Source organism: Pseudoalteromonas sp. B131b (genome assembly GCF_037162545.1).
In the GTDB taxonomy this organism is placed as follows: domain Bacteria; phylum Pseudomonadota; class Gammaproteobacteria; order Enterobacterales; family Alteromonadaceae; genus Pseudoalteromonas; species Pseudoalteromonas fuliginea.
In genome coordinates this window covers 1,026,691-1,045,372 of record NZ_JARLUZ010000001.1, presented here as the reverse complement: position 1 = coordinate 1,045,372, position 18,682 = coordinate 1,026,691, and the positions used below count along the sequence as shown (strand labels likewise).

The following is an 18,682-nucleotide window of genomic DNA, read 5'->3' as shown; positions in this document are numbered from 1 at the left end:
GATACAAAAACTTTTGCCTAGCTCTAGCGTAATTTTCTTAACGTTAAATAGACCCCATATATAAGCAGATTGGTATTACTTTTTAGCTAATAAAGTAAGCTTACCCAATGTAACTATTGCTTGCTCAGTTTGCGCGCTCCATTGCACACCATAACTTAACCTGACGCAGCTTTTATATTTATTAGAGGCCGAAAAAACAAGCCCAGGGGTAATACTAATACCTACCTCAAGCGCAAGTAAAAACAATGTTTGGCTATCGTACTCGCCTCCTAAATCTAGCCACATTACGCAGCCTCCTTTTGGATTGCTTATACGTGTGTTTTTTGGCATTGCTTGTTGTAAGCACCATCGCATACGCTCTTTATTATCGCGCAAGCGCTGCCTAAGTACTTTTAAATTTCGGTCGTACTCGCCGCTGGCAATAAATTCAGATAACGTCCATTGGTTTATTAAAGAAGCAGAGCAACTTAGCGCTCTTTTATATCGCCTTGCTTGCGTTGCAAATTTACCCGCAACTAACCAACCTACACGATAGCTCGGCGCTGCCGTTTTAGAAAAAGATGAACAACTAATCACTAATCCTTTTTTAGAGTACGCTAAAGCAGGTGTGCCTCGTTTTGCCGTAAAATATAAATCGCCGTATACGTCATCTTCAATAAGCACTACGTCATGACTTTCAAGTAGCTCCACCAGCTGCTGTCTATTTGTATCAGGCATAAAGCTGCCCACAGGGTTGCTAATTGCTGTCGAGAATAAACACGCTTTTATGTCATGCTCATTTAAAGCGCGTTCCAAATCACTTAACCAAATACCATTATCTGGGCACAGTGGTATTTCGAGCGCTTTAAGCCCTAGGCTTTCTATTAACTCGATAATTCCGTGATAACAAGGCGTCTCAATAGCAACTACATCGCCAGGCTTTGTTACACATTTAAGCGCAATAGCCATGGCTTCTTGCGCACCATTGGTGATCACAAGCTCGTCCATATCAATGCCAATACCAAAATCTAAATAGCGATGCACCAATTGCTTTTTCAGCGGTACAAACCCATCTGTTGGCCCATAGTTAATAGCTTTACTGCCCGCAATTGTCATTACACGGCGCATGTTTCTGGCGAGTGCTTTATCGGTGGGTGCAGCAGCAATTGGATTAGCAATACCAAAAGGGACTACGTTAGCTTGATGAATCGCACTGTACACCTGCTCTATTAAGGCTTGTTTATTTACCACAACAGGCTCGCGACTTAATTTAACGCGCTTAGGCAAATTGCGCGCCATGCTAACGACTTTTAAAAAATATCCCGATTTTTCACGTGCTTCTACTAACCCCTGATCTTCAAGTACTTGATACGCTTGCTTTACGGTAGGGATACTTATTTTTAAGTTATCTGCCATTTTGCGCAGTGATGGAAGTTTTTCGCCAGGCAGTAAAACCTGTTGGGCACTCATATCTCTGATCAACTGAATAACTTGTTGATATAGAAACTCATGCCCTTGGCTATTTTTTTGTCTTATCATCACACACCAAATCTGTATAGGTTACATTTTTACTTTTCTGTATATGGTAAGTATACAGATAGGTCTTAAAATAGCCATTCAATCGGGCTTTGGAGAGTAACCATGAAAAGTGCAGCGCTATACATTACAACCGTTTTAATTTGGGGTTCTACTTGGTTGGCCATCGAATTTCAACTGGGCGATATTGCGGTAGAGTTATCGTTATTTTATCGCTTTACTATTGCAGCGCTTTTGATGTGGTTATATGTAGCGTACAAAAAACCCGACATGCGATTTAAATTACTAGATCATGGCTTTTTTGTTTTATTAGCCATTTGTAATTTTGGATTAAACTATTTAATGCTTTACTGGGCGCAAAATCACTTAACCTCCGCAATGACCTCAATTGCCTTTTCAATGCTGCTGGTTATGAACATAGTCAACACTCGACTATTTTTTGGTAAGCCAATCTCAAAACGAATTTATACAGGTGCTGTACTCGCTGTGTTAGGTATTACGTGTCTGTTTTGGCCACAGTTACAGCAGTTCGACTTGAGTAATGGTGCGTTGGTCGGGTTACTACTTGCCCTTGGTGGCACCTTTGTGGCTTCATTAGGAAACATGGTAAGCGTTCGTAATTCTCGTAAGCAAATTGGTGTATTGCAAGGCAATGCATGGGGTATGTTATACAGCGCTATAGGCTTAGCTTTATATGTATTAATGAACGATGTGCAATTTAGTTTAAATGCTCCACCAAGTTACTGGTTATCACTACTTTACCTATCAATATTTGGCACCGTAATCGCTTTTGGGTGCTACTTTGCGCTGCTAAGAAATATAGGCCCTGAAAAAGCCAGCTACGTTATTGTTTTATTTCCATTAGTGGCAGTAACACTGAGTAGCTTTTTTGAAGGCTTTGAATGGCATGCAAATACCTTTGCAGGATTTAGCCTAGTGCTATTAGGTAACGCCATTGTGCTTACCCCAACAAAACAAATTAATGCCTTTTTAGCAAATAGAGCAATAGCTAAAAGTGGCTCCGTCCCCAGTTAGACGCGTTATTTAACGCAACTAACGCAAAGCGCCTACAGTATGTAGGCGCTTTTTTTATTACCAATATAGTGAAAAAAATAAACTCATCATTGCAGTGCCATTGACTCGTTATAATAAACGCCATCATCAATGAACAATTTCAAATAATTTAAGCTGTTTTTTGATTATATATTTACCCACATTAGTAATTATCAATAACAGCAACTTTACTGATATAAAACATAGCCGCAAAGCATGAAGAAAAACACTTTAATCAAAATAATTTAATCTGAATAATTAGTCAAAAAAAACAAAGTAAAATGCATAAAAACCTAAACAAGCACACAAGCCTTGCAAATATAGAGCAGTAGGTATTTTGTTTTTTAAATAACTATTCAAAACACTTATTTAAAAAGTAAAATCGAACGTATTTAAAAGCTTTTCACATCAAAATAACTAATGCTTCACACTCAATTTTTATCGTTGTATTTTTAATCAGTTAACGTGCAAAATGCACTCGATTTCAACAGGCAAACTCGGAGCAAGGTAATGAATCCAATTAATACATTAAACCAAACGGCATCTGCGCACATTGCAGTTAAACCAACTAACCGTAAAGCAAAAATGTTAGCTAGACTTAACACTATTGGTAAAAGGTTAGCACTTAGCGGCGCAGCTCAATATAAATAATCACCCAACCATGATTATTTTTGCGGTGCAGCAAACACTCAACCACTAAATGAAGCCTCTTCTTTAGATCCCACAGTTTGCTGCAACCTATTTATTATTCAAAAACTGCCTTAATTTCCATTTATTTACAAAAAAAACCTCATTTACGTACAAATATTAGGCAAACAGTCATTTTGCTATTTACACAGCGGTATCACCTAAGTATTATTCTGCGTCACGGAGAGATGGCAGAGTGGTCGAATGCACCGGTCTTGAAAACCGGCATGGGTTTATAGCCCATCTAGGGTTCAAATCCCTATCTCTCCACCATATTTTAATTGGTGGCTTTTTTACTTCCATCAATACAACCGGTTATGCGTTGGAGAGGTGTCCGAGTGGCCGAAGGAGCTCCCCTGCTAAGGGAGTATAGAGTTTGTAGCTCTATCGAGGGTTCGAATCCCTCCCTCTCCACCATACTTAATTTAAACCACTTAATTGTGGTTTTTTTGTGCCTAAAATTTATAAAAACTAAACAAATTGTGCCTTGTAATAACTTCGGGCATTATTAACACAACTTTAGCCACTTTAGGTTTAGCTATGATCCGATTCATATTGCTATCAGTTTGCGCGGCAGTTCCATTTTTTACCTTGGCACAAAGTACAACAGTGTATAAGTGTGTAATTAAGGGCGTTACTACCTTTAGCCAAACGCCTTGCGCTAAAGATGCACAAGTTATTACTCTTAAAGATATAAACGTAATTGAAGCATATAAAAGCTCTACGCCCGATAAAGGTATTAGCGACACCTCTGTGGATGACTACTTAGAGGTTCAACAAATAGAGCGTGAAATAAAGCGTCTTGAGCTATCTATTGCACAAAACCAAAAAGAATACGCAGCTAAAAAACAGCAGATAGATTACATGACTCAAGATAAAGCCAATCGTTTAGGCGCTTCGTCTATTGCTGATGCTATCGCAACTAAAACAAATTCGTTAAAGCAAGCTTACGACGCATCAATTAATCAAATGCAGCAAAAAATAGAGTCATTAAAACAAAGACAGCAGCAGCTTAGCCAAAACCCTTAAGTGCTCGTTTTACTATCGAAATAAACTGCTCAACGTCTTCTCGGGTATTATAAATATGTGGCGATACTCGTATCCCAAATTTACGAGCATCTACGCTGACTTTCGCTTTATTAAGCTCTGTAAGTAAATAGTCTTGCTGCTTGTTAAAAAATAAAATAACAGTCCCGCTACATTTATCACTACCCATAGGTGATGCAACATATTCAGCTAGTTGCTCATGAATAAGCGTAAGCATAGCTAAATTATGATCCCTTACCTTGTGAGCAGTTAGCTCTGCAAAGTAATTAATGCTATTTGCAGCGATAATATAAGGCGCTACAGAAGGTGTTCCACCCCAAAACTTAAGCGCACTGCTGTTATATTTAAAATTATTAATATCGAACTCAAATGGATTTTGATGCGAAAACCACCCCACATCTTTAGGCTCACAGAACTTTATTTGATTTTTGTTAACCCATAAATAAGCTGCACCTGGGCCACCACATAACCATTTAACGCTCGAGCCAATTATAAAGTCAGCATCGAGTATGCTTAAATCAAGCGGTATCACACCCGCTGACTGAGCAACATCAACTATTGACAGACTATTAGTTAATTTACTTATAGCTACAATATCGTATACCGGCGCCTGCACACCTGTATTTGAATATACATGGCTTATAAAAACTAAGTCGATATCACAAGTTATATAACGTTGCCAAACACTAATATCAGTTAGATTTTCGTGCTCTGGTATAAACATAATTTGCGCACACTCTGGCAACGCTTTTTGCATTGCAAAACCCATGCTCGGAAAATCACTTTGCGCCATAAGCACTTTACAATTTTTTTGCTGTAATCGAGGGTGCGACATAAGCAACTTTGTTAAGCCACTTGATAAATTAACTTGAGGACAAAACTGCGAACTAGGCGCATTAAATAACTTACCAAGCGCGGTAGTAAATTGCTCAACTGCGGGCAGCCATTGTTGCCAAGGTTCTTTATTTGAGCTCTCCCACGGTAAAAAGTAGTGCTGTTCTAAATATTGCTGTGTATTTTTAAGAGGACGCCCTACCGAGTGGTTTAGTAAATAACAACCATCAGCCATACAAAAATCATTTTTAAGCATGCTATTTAACCCATTCTTTAAGTGTATTTAGATCGTCAAAACGTGTTTTTATATCGTCGCGTTTGGCACTGGCTCGCCTATCTCTTAATTTTTCGAGCGAATCAAGTAATACATGAAGCGGCGGACCACTTGCTGTTACCTTGCTCATATGCTGCTGTTGCATATTTTTTGAAGGCTGAGCAATAAATTTTTCAACCAATTGATTATGATGACCGACTGCGGTGTCGCCATGTAATTTACACACTTGAATAAATAACGTTGCATGGCTTTTAAACCAATCTGTATTTTTAAATGGCTTGGCTTGTAAAAAGTCATCCATAAAGCTTTGCATACGCATGGCTTCTCGTAGGATTTGTTGATCCTCCGGCATCATATATAAAAACTTATCCACCAGCATTTGCGAGTAACTAGGCTCATTTGCGCTACATAGCCCTAGTAACATATCAATCACGTTAATACCTGCAAAGTCACCAGCATTTGCACCTCTGTAAACCTCTTTACCTACACGGTACGGTTTATAATAAGGGCGAACGCAGTTAAAAAAGCGATCTGTATCGAGCTCAGAATAAAGTGCATTATTTGACTCAGTTACATCTATAAGCGCTTGTTTAGCTACTTTTAATAACTCACCACACAAGGGGTGTGAAATACCTAACGGCAATATTTTTAATAAAGCATCACTTGCACGTTTATAGGCCAAAATACCTTGGGTGTTGTAATCAATAAATAGCTTTTCATCAGGTAAATTAGTAAACCGTTTATAAATACCGTTAAGTGCTTTGTTATGAGTAGTTAAGTGGGCGGTAGCAAAACGAGGGGTTACGCCAATGGATGCGCCTATATGCATAGCAAGTGCTGAGGCTTCAATTAGTGGAGAGGTAGTTTCTCTGCTTGGCTCAGTAATTTCATGGCGCCTACACGCCGCCATAAATAATCCTACGTTACCGAGTAAGTCAAAAGCACTATCAAAGCCTTGATCTGTGTTTCCCTCGGCCAATAAATTGCTAATTAATGCGTTGCCTTCTTTTTCTAACTGTTGCTTTAAGACCTCACCTATTCCTTCTACATTTGCTTTATCGGTTTGCTGCCAATAGAGCTGCTCAAGTTCACTATTTAAAGTGACAAATCCTGTTCGTATCCATTGATCGAAAATAGCGGTATGTGTGTTCATTGTTGTGCTCTATTATTTTTATAATTAAATGCTAACAGAGTTTAATGAGAGTAAAACGCCAAAAAAATAGTAAAAACCATAATATTTAGCAATAATCACTACAAATATAAAAATAATTAATGAAAGCCGATAACTATGTTAGATAGAAAAGATCAGCAATTACTCATCGCACTGCAAAGCCAAGCCCGCATGTCAGTTTCAGACTTGGCTAGCAGCATTAATTTGTCTGATACACCTTGCTTAAGGCGTATAAAAAAGCTCGAACAAGAAAACATTATTACCGGCTACCACGCAGCTATAAATCCTAAAGCACTTAACCTTAATGTGCTGGTGTATGCGTTTGTGAGGCTAAGCCAAAACTCGGTAAGTGCTGCTGAGCAATTTGAACACCATGTAGAAAAATTACCACATGTATTAGAGTGTTGTGTAATATCAGGAAGCTATGATTATCTATTAAAAATTATTGCACACGATCTTGAGAGCTATGAGAGATTTGTAAAACATCAATTAGGTGGTTTAAGTTGCATTGCTAATATAGAATCAACTGTCGTGTTAAAGCAGTCATTTAGCAAAAAGCAGTTACCATTATAAAAATTCCGCAAATAACTTACTGTTAGCTATACTGATATTTAAAAAATGAGAATAATAATCGCTTGGACCTTATGTGAAAAATTTTAACTCAAAATATCACTCTTTTATTTTTTACATAATTTTTGCCTTTGCATACTTCTTAGTCGGCATTGCACTCACTAAACTTGCTTTTAACTCACAAATAATTCCTATTTGGTTACCCGCCGGTATTGCTTTAGTGGGATGTTATATATGGTGGTGGCGATTTATTCTGCCATTATTTATAGCTTCTATAGCTTTTAATCTTAATGTTTTTAATAACTCAGTCCATGAAATGGTACTCATTGGCAACTCATTTAATGAGGCGATGTACATCTCTTTTGGTGTTGTAATACAGGCAATGGTAGGTGCGGCGCTTTTAAAATTTTGGTTGGGCCATCCGTTACGCTTTAAAAAACGCAAAAATATCATTTATTTTATTGTTGTAGTAGCCATTTTAGTGAGCTTAATTTCGGCTAATTGTGGTGTATTTGCACTGAGTGAATTCAACCCTGTTTACAGTATTGATAATCACTGGAGAAATGTTACTTACTGGTGGCTTGGCGATACTTTAGGCGTTTTAATTGCCACTCCATTGTTACTGTCTCTGCTACCACAAAAGTCGAATCAATATAATATATCTGTATTACCGACTCTTGCAGTATGTTCAGTTTTATTTGTCTCGGTTGCCGTTACAACTCAATTGTATGACCGAGAAAATCGTATCAATACGATTAAAATTGCTGAGCGTGAAGTTCACGTTATAGAAAATAGCTTATATAGGTACACAAATCGCAGTATTATTGCCGTGCAAAGTTTAGCGAGCCAAGTCCAATCATCATCGAAATTAAATCAGCAAGACTTTTATTCTTATGCAAGCCAACTACTCAAACAACATTCATTTATTAAAGCTTTATCGTGGAATGTAAAAATAGACCAAAATCAGCGCAATGCTTTTACTGAAGAAATCTCAAATATTTATCATTTAGATATTGATATCGTAGGTAAACCACTTGAGGATAATGACCCTCTCGTTATTGTTAAATATATTGCACCTTTTAACGGTAATCAAAAAGCGATTGGATTTAATGTCTTTTCAAATTCAGATAGAAAAGCATCATTACTCAACCCTGCCATTAAATATTTACCTATTAGCACTAAAATAATCCAACTGGTGCAAACCAAAGAGCCAAGCCCAGCTTATTTATTATTTGCGCCTGTGTACTCTCAAAGTATGAGTGGAGAAAAAATTAAAGGCTATGCCACTGGTGTGTTTTTAGTGCGCAGTATGATTGAACAAGCTATTTCTGAGCAACAATCAGACATGTTCTCGATTGGTATTTATGAAGATATAAACGAGCCTCCATTTTATACTAATTACTCAAAGAACCTCGACCAAGCACAAGGCAGTCGCCCAATGTCATTCAATGTCGACTTTGGTGGGCAACAATGGGTTGTAAAACTATCACTAAAAGAAAAGTTTTTATCACAGCACAATAGCCAACTCACTTTATTATTACTTATACTCCAAGTGGCCGTATGCTCATTAATTTTGATGGTATTACTACTATTTAATCAGCAGCAAATTGCGCTGACTCGCCAAGTAGCTGAGCGCACTTACTCTCTAGTACAAGCTAAAAAGCAATCTGATTTAGCTAACCAAGCTAAAAGTCAGTTTTTAGCGAATATGAGTCATGAAATACGTACGCCGTTAAATGCTGTAATTGGCTTTTCGTCTCTGGCGCGTAAAGAAGATAACGCAAATACACTCATTGGCTATTTGGATAAAATAAACTCATCTTCAAAAAGCTTGTTAAATCTAATAAACGATATTCTCGATATATCAAAAATAGAATCACAACGCTTAGTTCTTGAATATATCCCATTTGATTTAAATGCACTTGTACAGCGTATTAATACCATGTTTGAACAAAGCGCTATAAATAAAGGCCTTGATTGGAAAATTAACTGTAAATTACCAGCCGACACATGGTTTATTGGCGATTCTATGCGGATAGAGCAAATACTGCTTAACTTATGCAGTAATGCTATTAAATTTACAAAAAAAGGCAGCGTTACACTAAATATCGATACCGAGTTTGTATCTACCAATGAAGTAAAAATAACAATTAACGTTGTTGATACTGGTATAGGCATTAAATCAAACCAACATAACAAACTGTTTAATGCGTTTACTCAGGCCGATAGCTCTACTTCACGGCAGTTTGGAGGGACTGGCCTTGGTTTAACCATCGCTAGAGAGCTGAGCCAATTAATGAACGCCCAAATAACGTTGCAAAGTGAATTAGAGCAGGGATCTACTTTCACATTTGAGATACAGCTAGAAACAACAGAGCCAGAAGAACTCCCAACCATAACGACTGCAAATACCAATGCTGCATCTTTAAGTATTCTTGTTGCAGAGGATAATCCTGTAAATCAAATGGTCATTAAAGCAATGCTTGGGTCGCTAGGTATTGTGCCGCACATTGTTGAAAATGGTGAGCTGGCGGTCAACATTGTAAAAGAACAACATTTTGACTTAGTGCTTATGGATTGCCAAATGCCCATAATGGATGGTTATAGAGCCACGGCACTGATCAGGCAATTTAAAACAGACGAAGAGCTCCCTATCATTGCTTTAACCGCCGACGTTATGCCAGAGGATAAAGCACATGCACAAGCTGTTGGATTTAACCAGCATCTTGCAAAACCGCTTGAACTCAGTAAGCTAACCGAGTGTCTTGTCCAATATGCAGAAGTTAATGAACAATAGTGGTTTAATTTCAAACATATTTTTTGGTTTTATTTTAAGTGTTTTTTCGCATATTGTTGTCGCTCAAAATTGTATATCGCAGGCGAGCGACTTCAAATTTATAACAAAAAGTAAGCAACAAGGCCTATTACGCTTTGAAAATGAGCACAATCACCAGCGTTTTAATTACCACGCCCTTTTACCATTCAATCATTACTTAGATTATGCGTATAAACATATAAATAAAGCCAATCCCCGTGCAAATATGCCATGCCCCGTTATTACACAAACGTATCAGCAATTAGTGACACAAGGTACGCGAAAATCAGACCCTACTATTGTAGATATTATTGCCCCTTTTGAGCTTACGCATCCAAGCAGTAATAAAGTTGCACTATTAATCCACGGGTTAACTGACTCACCCTTTACGTATCACGATTTAGCACAAGTGTATTATCAGCAAGGCTATACCGTGCGTACTATATTATTACCAGGGCATGGAAGTGCCGCAAGTGCTTTACTCAATGTAGAGGTTAGCCAGTGGCAACAGGCAATAAAGTACGGAGTTGAGCGATCGATGCAAGACTTTGATGAGGTGATACTTGCAGGTTACTCTACCGGTGCAGCGTTACTTATTGATTACGCAACCAAACACACTGTTTCGCCTAAAATTAAAGCGCTTATGCTTTATTCGCCCGGCTCTGAGCCGCATAATAAGTACGGCTGGATAGCAAAGTGGATTGATGCCATACCCTTTGTTAATTGGATAGATAAAGACGCCGATGTAGACTTTGCTAAGTATGAATCATTTCCTTTAAATGCAGCTGCCGCTTCATACGATGCAATGTCACTTGCAAGCGTAAGTAGTTTAAACAAACGCCCTGCACTTAAATTGCCTATTTTTAGTGTACTTTCCGACATTGATACCACGATAGATACGCGTGCCACGCTAAAATTATTAAGTGCGTTGCACAAAGGTAATTCAGTAAAATATAAGCCGCTCGATACTTTAGTACTTTATGGAAGCACTGATATTTTACCGCCAGACTTTGCTAGAGACTACACAGTAAATAATCCGCAGTGCACAACGCCTCAGTGTAAAAAAGTTCATGGTATGTCGCATATTGCTGTTGTTAACTCACCGCAAAATCCACATTATGGAATTAACGCAACCTATCGTAATTGTGGCAGCTTTATTAATGACGAGCCCCTGTACAAAACATGTAAAACAACAACAAATCCACAACTAGGAGAGCGTACAAGCGCCAACTTAAAACACTATCCGGCTTTACAACGCTTAACTTATAATCCTCATTTTACCGAGCTTAAAATGCAAATTAGTACGTTTATTAAAAATGTAGAACAGCTTAGAACAACTACAAGGTAAGTAGTCATGGGAACGTTTTCGCACCAATGGTTTAGCAGTATTAATGAGATTGATCAGGCGCAGTGGCAACGTTTATTTGGTGATGAACCATTTACTCAACATGCTTTTTTATATGCCCTTGAACAAAGCCAATGCGTAACACAAAAAAGCGGTTGGCAGCCCCATCACCTCGCTATTTTTGAAGATGATACGCTCGTTGCACTTGCACCCGGGTATTTAAAAAGTCATTCATATGGCGAGTACGTATTTGACTGGGCATGGGCTGAGGCATACGAAAAACACGGTTTAGAATATTATCCCAAGTGGCTATCTGGAATTCCCTTTAGCCCTATTGAAGGCAAGCGTATTGCTATCGATCACGCTAACCCAAATGCGGTGTATCAGTACATTACAGAGCAACTTAGCATACACAGTGCTGAGCAAAAGTGGTCGGGTTGGCATGTTAATTTTTGCGACCAAGCCCAAGCGACTTCATTAACTGAGCAACATGCCATGTTAAGAGTGGGTGTGCAATTTCAGTGGTTTAATAAAGGTTTTGAAACCTTTGACGACTTTTTGCAAATACTTAGCTCACGAAAACGTAAGTCACTTAAAAAAGAGCGAGCTAAAATAGCGCAACAAAATATTGATATTGAATGGCTGCAAGGAACGCAAATTACGCCCGAGATAATGCAATTGTTTTGTGAGTTTTATCAGCGTACCTACTTAAAGCGTTCTGGTCATTTGGGCTATTTAAATATGGAGTTTTTTACGCTTTTACATGCCTTAATGGCTAATAATCTCGTTATTATGCTGGCCAAAAGAGACGATAACGTGATTGCTGCAACACTCAGTTTAGTAGGTGCAAATACGCTGTATGGGCGCTACTGGGGAGCAAGTGAGGAAGTAGATTCGCTTCACTTTGAGTTGTGTTATTACCAAGGTATTGAGTTTGCAATAAAACATAAACTCAACTGTTTTCATTCGGGTGCACAAGGTGAGCACAAAATAGCACGCGGATTTGAACCCGTACTTACCTACTCTGCTCACCATATTGTTGATGGCGATTTCAGTAATGCAATAAGCGACTACTTAAAGCGTGAACGCGGCCATATTGATATATATAAAGAGCAATGTAGCTCATTACTGCCGTTTAAAAACGAGTAACTGATTATTTGCAGGCATGGCAGTATCGCTAATAAGCGTAAGCCCTGCTTGCTTAGCTAGTTGTTCAACTGCTTCAAAATCTCTTATTCCACTTAACGGATCGCGCTCTGTTAAAAAGGCACTAAAGTCATCATTACTTGGGCTGGTAAATTCATCTTGGTACTTGAATGGCCCATAAATACACAACATACCGTCGCTATTTAAGTGACGTTTAACACCGTCAAAAAAACGTTCAACTAATTGCCAACTTACAATATGAAATGTGTTTGCAGTATAAATAGCGTCAACCTTATCTATTGGCCACTCATTATTTAAATCAAGCTCAAGTGGTGCATGTAAATTAGTTAAATTAGCTTCGTGGTGCCATAAATTAATCCCTTCGTGGTTTATAGCGCGATCACTTGTATACCATTGTAAATGTGGTAATTGTTCTGCAAAAAACACACTATGCTGGCCGGTTCCTGAGCCTATTTCAAGCAATACTTTCGTTTTATTAAGTACCTGAGTAAGCACTTTTAAAATAGGCTTTTTGTTATTTTCGCAAGCTTGTGAGAAAGGTTTAGCCATTACTTTGCACCAAATGAGAAGCATATTGCACAACAATATCGCAAATTGCTAATTTTGGGTAACTAAAATTGTATCGAGTATTTATAAAGACTATTAAATTCATAACACTACAACTAATTTAAGGCAGTGGTATGTATTATGCTTTAGTTATATTAACCCTTACTTGGGTTAATTTATGATTTAATTAATAGGAAAATATTATGCATACTCCCTCTTATACAGCTGTAGATGCAGCTGTTGCTATAATTGAAAAAACCACCGACGATCATAGTTATGCCGTTGATATGAGAGCTACAGTAATCGATTTACTTTCGCATCCTAAACATAATCAAAAGGCGATAACAAAACATGAAACAGATCAGATATTTATTCTTGGCTACAATTAAAACTCAAATTAATATCGCAAATAATTTTAATAATAACTGTTTACACTGAAACCGATTAAATGTAATGATAACTATTATCGTTAGCCTGAGTCGGTTTTTTTATGTCTTCAAATCATGCACAGCATCGTTACCATAAAGAACTCTCTTGCCATTGCTTAAGACCCGGCCTGCATGCACCCATGCTCGTTGCCGATTACATAGAAACCGCTCTAAACGTCGCCAAAAACTTTGAACAACAGCGAAATCCTTTGCTTCAAGAGTTTTATCTTAGGCGCACACACCATGAAATTATGAACAAAATGTGTGACCCTCTTATCCATAATGCTATTCGTAAGCAATGTTTAGAGCAGTTATACAAACCATTATTAGCATTGAAACGGTTTTATAAAGTGCATAACAATACTGCACAATTTTTAATACTGGAGCGTGAAGCTCGTATTCTTAGCCACGAATTCAACCCTTTTTAAGGAGCACACTTATGAGCAACTTTAGAACAGAATCAGACAGCATGGGCGAGCTACAAGTACCTACTGATGCGCTCTATCAGGCGCAAACACAACGAGCAGTTAATAACTTTGCGATTAGTGGCCTTTCTATGCCAAAGCAATTTATCACTGCACTGGCTTATATAAAGCAAGCCGCTGCACAAAGTAACTGCGAGCTTGGCCATCTAAGTAAAGACAAAGCAAATGCTATTGAGCAAGCTTGTCAAAGTATTATTGATGGCGAACATGTTGAGCATTTCCCCGTTGATATTTTTCAAACAGGTTCGGGCACAAGCTCAAATATGAATGCCAACGAAGTTATTGCAACACTTGCTAGCCGATTAGGCAATGAAAGCATTCACCCTAATGATGATGTAAACATGGGACAAAGCTCTAACGATGTAGTTCCTACCGCTATCGCACTCAGTAGTGCAATAAATGTAGTGTATGAATTACTTCCTTCGCTTGAAAACTTATCGCAAAGCCTAGAAAATAAAAAAGCTGAGGTAGGCCATATAGTTAAAACGGGCCGTACGCATTTAATGGATGCAATGCCTGTTACATTTAATCAAACACTAAGTGCATGGCAGTCACAAGTTAATCATGCTGCAGCAGGAATTAGACATAGCTTAGAGCGTGTATGCGAACTTGCACAAGGTGGTACAGCGGTTGGAACAGGAATAAATGCAGACCCTAAATTTGCAGCAAAATTTACAGAAAACCTAAGTGCCAATGTAGGCATTAGATTTACGCCTAGCAGTAACTTTTTATAACATAGGTTCACAAGACGCCATAGTTGCGCTTTCGGGGCAATTAAAAGTACTCGCTGTAGCACAAATGAAAATAGCAAACGACTTACGCTGGATGAACTCAGGACCACTAGCGGGCCTTGGTGAAATAGAGCTTGAAGCATTGCAACCAGGCTCGTCTATTATGCCTGGCAAGGTAAACCCAGTAATACCAGAAGCCGCTGCAATGGTAAGTGCACAAGTAATAGGTAACGATGCCACCATTACAGTGGCAGGCCAAGCGGGTAATTTTGAGCTGAACGTTATGCTGCCAGTCATTGCTTATAATATTTTACAAAGTATAGAATTACTTGCCAATAGCGCGCAAGCATTGGGCGATAAAGCCATTGCCAGCTTTAAGGTAAATCAGCCTAATATAGATAAAGCGCTCGCTAAAAACCCAATTTTGGTAACTGCGCTTAATCCGGTGATCGGTTATGAAAAAGCAGCAAAAATAGCAAAGCAGGCTTATAAAGAAGCTCGCCCTATTATTGATGTAGCCGAACAAGAAACCGATTTACCACGCAGTGAACTCGAAAAGCTACTTAATCCCACCAAACTAACGCAGGGCGGACTTTAATTACTTGATTATATAGTTTTTATTGCCGTAAAAAATGCACAGTGTATGATAGTGATGAATATTTCATCACTATCAAGGTTTATTATGCGTACCCCATTGTTAGCCATACTTTTACCTCTTTGTTTAACTGCATGCTTAGATAAAACACCAGCTGAAACAGAGCAAGTAACAGTCACCTCTGAAACTGAAACATCAAAGCCAGTACTTCAAAAATTACAAGAGAATACTAAAACACAAAACAAATCAGTTGCTGAAAAAATCCCGAAAGCCGATTTAAAAGAAGTTTCAATAGAAGATATCAGAGCAGCTAAAACCGAGTTAAATACACTTATTGCAGACACGCAATGTGATACAAGCACGCAATGTAGGGTAAATGCAGTGGGTAGCCGCGCATGTGGTGGACCGAGTAGTTTTATTGTGTATTCAACAAAATCAGTGTCTGAAGAGCAAGTAACAGCCTTAAGTGATAAAGTTACAAAGCTTGAAAGTAACTATAATGCACAAAAAGGGATGATGAGTATTTGTCAGCATTTAACAACGCCAAGCACGCAGTGTGTTGAAAATAAATGTGTTAAACTTGAAGGCTCAGCGGTAAGTGCATTTTAAGGATAACGTTATGAGTTGTTTATCATCGGCAATTAAACTATCAATTTTAAGCGTTGCTAGCAGCATTTTATTACTAAGTGGTTGTGCTAGCACAATAACGTCAAGCAATGAACAAAGTAAAAACTTGTCTGACTTAAACAATGAGCTGAATGACATGGTGAGTGATAATAGCTGCACCGCTAGCTTTCAGTGCAAAGTGCTTGAAGTTGGCGCCCGCGCATGCGGTGGACCGAGTAAATATGTTGTTTACTCAACACTTAACACCCCGCAAGAAAAAGCTGAAAATATTGCGCAACTCATAACAAAGCAAGAAAAAATAAAAAATGCAGCACAAGGCTTAACCGATTGCTCCCCTGTACTTGAAGTACAATCGCTGTGTATTAATCAGCAATGTCAGTCGTTTGATATAAAGTAAATCAAACTTAATTTCAGCGTTAACTTAAATACGGAATTAACGCTGAAATTACTACCACCAGTATCACGCAAATACCTGCTTTTATAATGTACTTCATGGGCATTGTTTTAAGCACCCAATACGCATAAATAAAACGTACAAAATAACTCGCCGCTGTACCAAACAACGCAAAAATAATTAAGTAAGCAATTAAAATAATATTCATAATAATCTAGTGTAACTACTTAGTTTTTTTAGTGTGAGCAATTAGTAAGTCAGCTACTTGTTGTTTTACGGCTCGCTTATCATCACTTGAGACATCAAAGCGACTGGCTAGTTGCGCAATTTCATCATCATTTAAATTAAACGATAAACGTTGACGCGTTTTTTTAGATTTTACATCTAAGCCAAGTATTTTACGGATCATATCTGACGGCGTTAGCTCTTGATCAATAGCTTGCTTTTTTATCAGCTTTTGAACTTCACTGCTTAGATCAAATGCCATTTGTGTGGCACGTACAGCTTGTTCCTGACGTAACCACTTGTCTTTAGCATCACTCACTTAGCATCTCCGGGAAACAAGTCTACAATGTCTGACATTGGACGCATGAGCGTTAGCGATACTTCGGTTTCGCCGCCATCCCAAATTTCGATATTTAAACCAAAACCTTCATTATCTGACGCTAAGCAAATCATTTCACATGGCTCACCACCTTCTTGCTCATAACGAGGCAAAGTTTGGTTGCGGTAATCTTTATTATGGAAATAACACACATAAGGCGACTCGCTTTGTTGATAGCTTTTAGCTAAAAACTGCATAAAGCGCTCTGGTGTATTTTGCACTGTAATGTGGGTTAACGACTCTTCATCAAAAATACGCGCAAACTCATCAAGGCTAAATATCTCCTCAACTTCGTTTCGCTGAATTTTAATAGAAAAGTTAGCCCACTCCTCGCCGTCATCTTGCTCAATTTGTAAAAATACAACTTGGCCGCTGTTTGTCTCAAGTACAAATTCAGTATCGCTACTATGCTGATATTGGTAAGTCTGAATACCAGTAACACGTAGCGTTTCACCTTTTAGCCATGCCGGATAAGCAAAGGAGTCGATAACGCTAAACATGTCGCCTTTTTTAAGCTCGCTCGGATGATTAAGCTGACGCTCTGGCTCTTTTTTAGATTTGAAAAAATTAAACATAGGAAGGCTGCCCTCTAAGCAAAAAAGGTAACTGAGCAAAACTCGGTTACCTTTTTAAAGTATAAACGTAATGGTTAGCTATTTTGCTTCGCTTTGATGCGAGCTAAAATATCAGCGCTTTTTGGACTTGTGTCGCCAATGCCTGCTTCAGCCATTTTTGCTTTTAAGTCATCGCCATTTACGTCTGACTCAAGTTGTTTTGCAGCACCTAGCTGGTCGCTACGATCTTGTTGGCGCTGTTTAATGCGTTCAAGTGATTGACGAGCCGATGTCATAGACGAGCTGTTTGTATTAAGCGTGCTGTTAACAGCCATTGTTGCTTGCTGTACGCTTTCAGTGGTTTTAACCATTGTAAGCTGGCGCTGATTCTCTTTAATCGATTTTTCAGCATCTTTAACTTGCTGCTTAAGCGTAACAATGTGATTGCTAAAGCCAGATAATACTTGCTCGTTTTCAGCTTTTTCAGCTTCAAAGTCACCAATTTTTTCTGCAATTTCTAATGCTAACGCTTCGTTGCCCTTTTCAAGAGCTTGGCCTGCATACGCTTCATGTTCAGCGATTGATGCATCTACAGCGCTAATTTTACGCTTAGTTTGCATTTCTTTAGCCATTACTTCAGTAAGGCTTTTTTTAGCACGGTGAAGTGCATTTTGCGCGTCTGCAATTTCTTGCTCAAAAATACGGATACCATTTTTGTCTACAATAGCTTCGCCTGCTTCACGAGCGCCGCCACGTACTGCTGTAAATAATTTTTTTAAAATACTCATAATCTTAACTCCACTAACTAGCTATTAATCGTTTAAATACAAGGTCACGGCTTCTAGTGCATCGATAGCGTTATCGGCTAATGTCACTAGTTCGTGGGTAACGTCATCTAATGATGAATTTACCGACAGTGCACCAAAAATCGCGTATTTGTTATCGATTTTAGCAAATGCACTCAGTGGAATTGGCACGTTTAAACGTAGTAATGTTTCGTTCAACTCGTTGCGTAATTCACTCTTAACTTCATCTTCGTCAAACAAGTAGCTAATACATAATAACTGCTCTTGCGTTTGTGTAACAAAAATTGGAAGTTCATCATTTCCATCAACAATGACTTGTAAAACATCTTGCTCGCCTGGGTTGGCAATCAAGAAAGACTCAAAGTTAGCACCTTCAGTTTCAAAAGAAGCTAATTTTATTGAAAGTTCATTTAATTCCATGTCTCTGCCTTTTG

Annotated in this window: 20 protein-coding genes, 2 tRNA genes and 1 pseudogene; 14 read left to right on the top strand and 9 right to left on the bottom strand. The window is 38.3% G+C overall.

Annotated elements, in window-relative coordinates:
- Window positions 1–75: 75 nt before the first annotated feature.
- Window positions 76–1,518 (bottom strand): aminotransferase-like domain-containing protein, encoded by a 1,443-nt coding sequence (locus P4S65_RS04855; protein ID WP_337119680.1) that lies wholly within the window; start codon window positions 1,516–1,518, stop codon window positions 76–78.
- A 102-nt stretch (window positions 1,519–1,620) separates the two neighbouring features.
- Between P4S65_RS04855 and P4S65_RS04850 the strand changes: the two genes are divergently transcribed.
- The 5 genes from P4S65_RS04850 to P4S65_RS04830 all read left to right on the top strand — a co-directional run bounded on the left by P4S65_RS04850 (window position 1,621) and on the right by P4S65_RS04830 (window position 4,284).
- Window positions 1,621–2,550 carry a DMT family transporter gene (locus P4S65_RS04850; protein WP_337119679.1) on the top strand — a complete coding sequence of 310 codons (930 nt, stop codon included), beginning with the start codon at window positions 1,621–1,623 and terminating at the stop codon, window positions 2,548–2,550.
- Window positions 2,551–3,078: 528 nt separating this feature from the next.
- Window positions 3,079–3,219 (top strand): hypothetical protein, encoded by a 141-nt coding sequence (locus P4S65_RS04845; RefSeq protein WP_007377900.1) that lies wholly within the window; start codon window positions 3,079–3,081, stop codon window positions 3,217–3,219.
- Window positions 3,220–3,437: 218 nt separating this feature from the next.
- Window positions 3,438–3,528, top strand: a tRNA-Ser gene (locus P4S65_RS04840).
- 51 nt (window positions 3,529–3,579) lie between these two features.
- Window positions 3,580–3,672: transfer RNA gene (locus P4S65_RS04835), tRNA-Ser, on the top strand.
- A 123-nt stretch (window positions 3,673–3,795) separates the two neighbouring features.
- Window positions 3,796–4,284 (top strand): DUF4124 domain-containing protein, encoded by a 489-nt coding sequence (locus P4S65_RS04830; protein ID WP_033032141.1) that lies wholly within the window; start codon window positions 3,796–3,798, stop codon window positions 4,282–4,284.
- Here the strand turns inward: P4S65_RS04830 and P4S65_RS04825 are convergent.
- Window positions 4,268–5,392: an aminotransferase class V-fold PLP-dependent enzyme gene (locus tag P4S65_RS04825; RefSeq protein WP_337119678.1), complete on the bottom strand. Its 1,125-nt coding sequence runs from the start codon at window positions 5,390–5,392 to the stop codon at window positions 4,268–4,270. The genes P4S65_RS04830 and P4S65_RS04825 overlap by 17 nt on opposite strands.
- A 1-nt stretch (window position 5,393) precedes the next feature.
- Window positions 5,394–6,563 (bottom strand): PrnB family protein, encoded by a 1,170-nt coding sequence (locus P4S65_RS04820; protein WP_337119677.1) that lies wholly within the window; start codon window positions 6,561–6,563, stop codon window positions 5,394–5,396.
- 135 nt (window positions 6,564–6,698) lie between these two features.
- On the opposite strand from P4S65_RS04820, the gene P4S65_RS04815 reads away from it, so the two are divergent.
- The 4 genes from P4S65_RS04815 (at window position 6,699) to P4S65_RS04800 (ending at window position 12,460) form a co-directional block, all read left to right on the top strand.
- On the top strand, window positions 6,699–7,154 hold the full coding sequence (locus P4S65_RS04815; RefSeq protein WP_008137945.1) for an Lrp/AsnC family transcriptional regulator: 456 nt from the start codon (window positions 6,699–6,701) through the stop codon (window positions 7,152–7,154).
- Between the two features lie 73 nt (window positions 7,155–7,227).
- Window positions 7,228–9,948 (top strand): ATP-binding protein, encoded by a 2,721-nt coding sequence (locus P4S65_RS04810; protein ID WP_337119676.1) that lies wholly within the window; start codon window positions 7,228–7,230, stop codon window positions 9,946–9,948.
- Window positions 9,938–11,314 carry an alpha/beta hydrolase gene (locus P4S65_RS04805; RefSeq protein ID WP_337119675.1) on the top strand — a complete coding sequence of 459 codons (1,377 nt, stop codon included), beginning with the start codon at window positions 9,938–9,940 and terminating at the stop codon, window positions 11,312–11,314. The genes P4S65_RS04810 and P4S65_RS04805 overlap by 11 nt, the downstream gene beginning before the upstream one ends.
- 6 nt (window positions 11,315–11,320) lie before the next feature.
- On the top strand, window positions 11,321–12,460 hold the full coding sequence (locus P4S65_RS04800) for a GNAT family N-acetyltransferase (RefSeq protein WP_033032145.1): 1,140 nt from the start codon (window positions 11,321–11,323) through the stop codon (window positions 12,458–12,460).
- Here the strand turns inward: P4S65_RS04800 and P4S65_RS04795 are convergent.
- The gene (locus P4S65_RS04795; protein WP_337119674.1) at window positions 12,437–13,027 is read right to left on the bottom strand and encodes a DUF938 domain-containing protein; all 591 of its coding nucleotides are present in this window, start codon (window positions 13,025–13,027) and stop codon (window positions 12,437–12,439) included. The two genes, P4S65_RS04800 and P4S65_RS04795, sit on opposite strands and share 24 nt — an antisense overlap.
- 200 nt (window positions 13,028–13,227) lie before the next feature.
- On the opposite strand from P4S65_RS04795, the gene P4S65_RS04790 reads away from it, so the two are divergent.
- The 5 genes and pseudogenes from P4S65_RS04790 to P4S65_RS04770 all read left to right on the top strand — a co-directional run bounded on the left by P4S65_RS04790 (window position 13,228) and on the right by P4S65_RS04770 (window position 16,287).
- Window positions 13,228–13,413, top strand: a complete 186-nt coding sequence (locus P4S65_RS04790; RefSeq protein WP_007377909.1) for a hypothetical protein — start codon at window positions 13,228–13,230, stop codon at window positions 13,411–13,413.
- A 101-nt stretch (window positions 13,414–13,514) separates the two neighbouring features.
- Complete coding sequence (locus tag P4S65_RS04785) at window positions 13,515–13,880, top strand: hypothetical protein (RefSeq protein ID WP_337119673.1); 366 nt, start codon at window positions 13,515–13,517, stop codon at window positions 13,878–13,880.
- Window positions 13,881–13,891: 11 nt separating this feature from the next.
- Window positions 13,892–15,266: pseudogene (locus P4S65_RS04780) on the top strand (class II fumarate hydratase).
- 84 nt (window positions 15,267–15,350) lie between these two features.
- Window positions 15,351–15,872, top strand: a complete 522-nt coding sequence (locus tag P4S65_RS04775; protein WP_096792188.1) for a hypothetical protein — start codon at window positions 15,351–15,353, stop codon at window positions 15,870–15,872.
- A gap of 10 nt (window positions 15,873–15,882) precedes the next feature.
- Complete coding sequence (locus P4S65_RS04770) at window positions 15,883–16,287, top strand: hypothetical protein (RefSeq protein WP_337119672.1); 405 nt, start codon at window positions 15,883–15,885, stop codon at window positions 16,285–16,287.
- Between the two features lie 19 nt (window positions 16,288–16,306).
- Here P4S65_RS04770 and P4S65_RS04765 read toward each other — a convergent pair whose 3' ends face one another.
- From P4S65_RS04765 to P4S65_RS04745, 5 genes are all read right to left on the bottom strand, one after another.
- Window positions 16,307–16,492 carry a hypothetical protein gene (locus P4S65_RS04765; RefSeq protein WP_007377914.1) on the bottom strand — a complete coding sequence of 62 codons (186 nt, stop codon included), beginning with the start codon at window positions 16,490–16,492 and terminating at the stop codon, window positions 16,307–16,309.
- A 15-nt stretch (window positions 16,493–16,507) separates the two neighbouring features.
- Entirely contained in the window at window positions 16,508–16,828 is a 321-nt protein-coding gene (locus P4S65_RS04760) for a hypothetical protein (RefSeq protein WP_007377915.1), read from the bottom strand.
- Window positions 16,825–17,463 carry a DUF4178 domain-containing protein gene (locus tag P4S65_RS04755; protein WP_096792186.1) on the bottom strand — a complete coding sequence of 213 codons (639 nt, stop codon included), beginning with the start codon at window positions 17,461–17,463 and terminating at the stop codon, window positions 16,825–16,827. Before P4S65_RS04755 ends, P4S65_RS04760 begins: the two co-directional genes overlap by 4 nt.
- Before the next feature lie 74 nt (window positions 17,464–17,537).
- Window positions 17,538–18,230 (bottom strand): PspA/IM30 family protein, encoded by a 693-nt coding sequence (locus tag P4S65_RS04750; protein WP_007377917.1) that lies wholly within the window; start codon window positions 18,228–18,230, stop codon window positions 17,538–17,540.
- Window positions 18,231–18,254: 24 nt separating this feature from the next.
- Entirely contained in the window at window positions 18,255–18,668 is a 414-nt protein-coding gene (locus P4S65_RS04745; RefSeq protein ID WP_004335098.1) for a YjfI family protein, read from the bottom strand.
- Window positions 18,669–18,682: the final 14 nt, after the last annotated feature.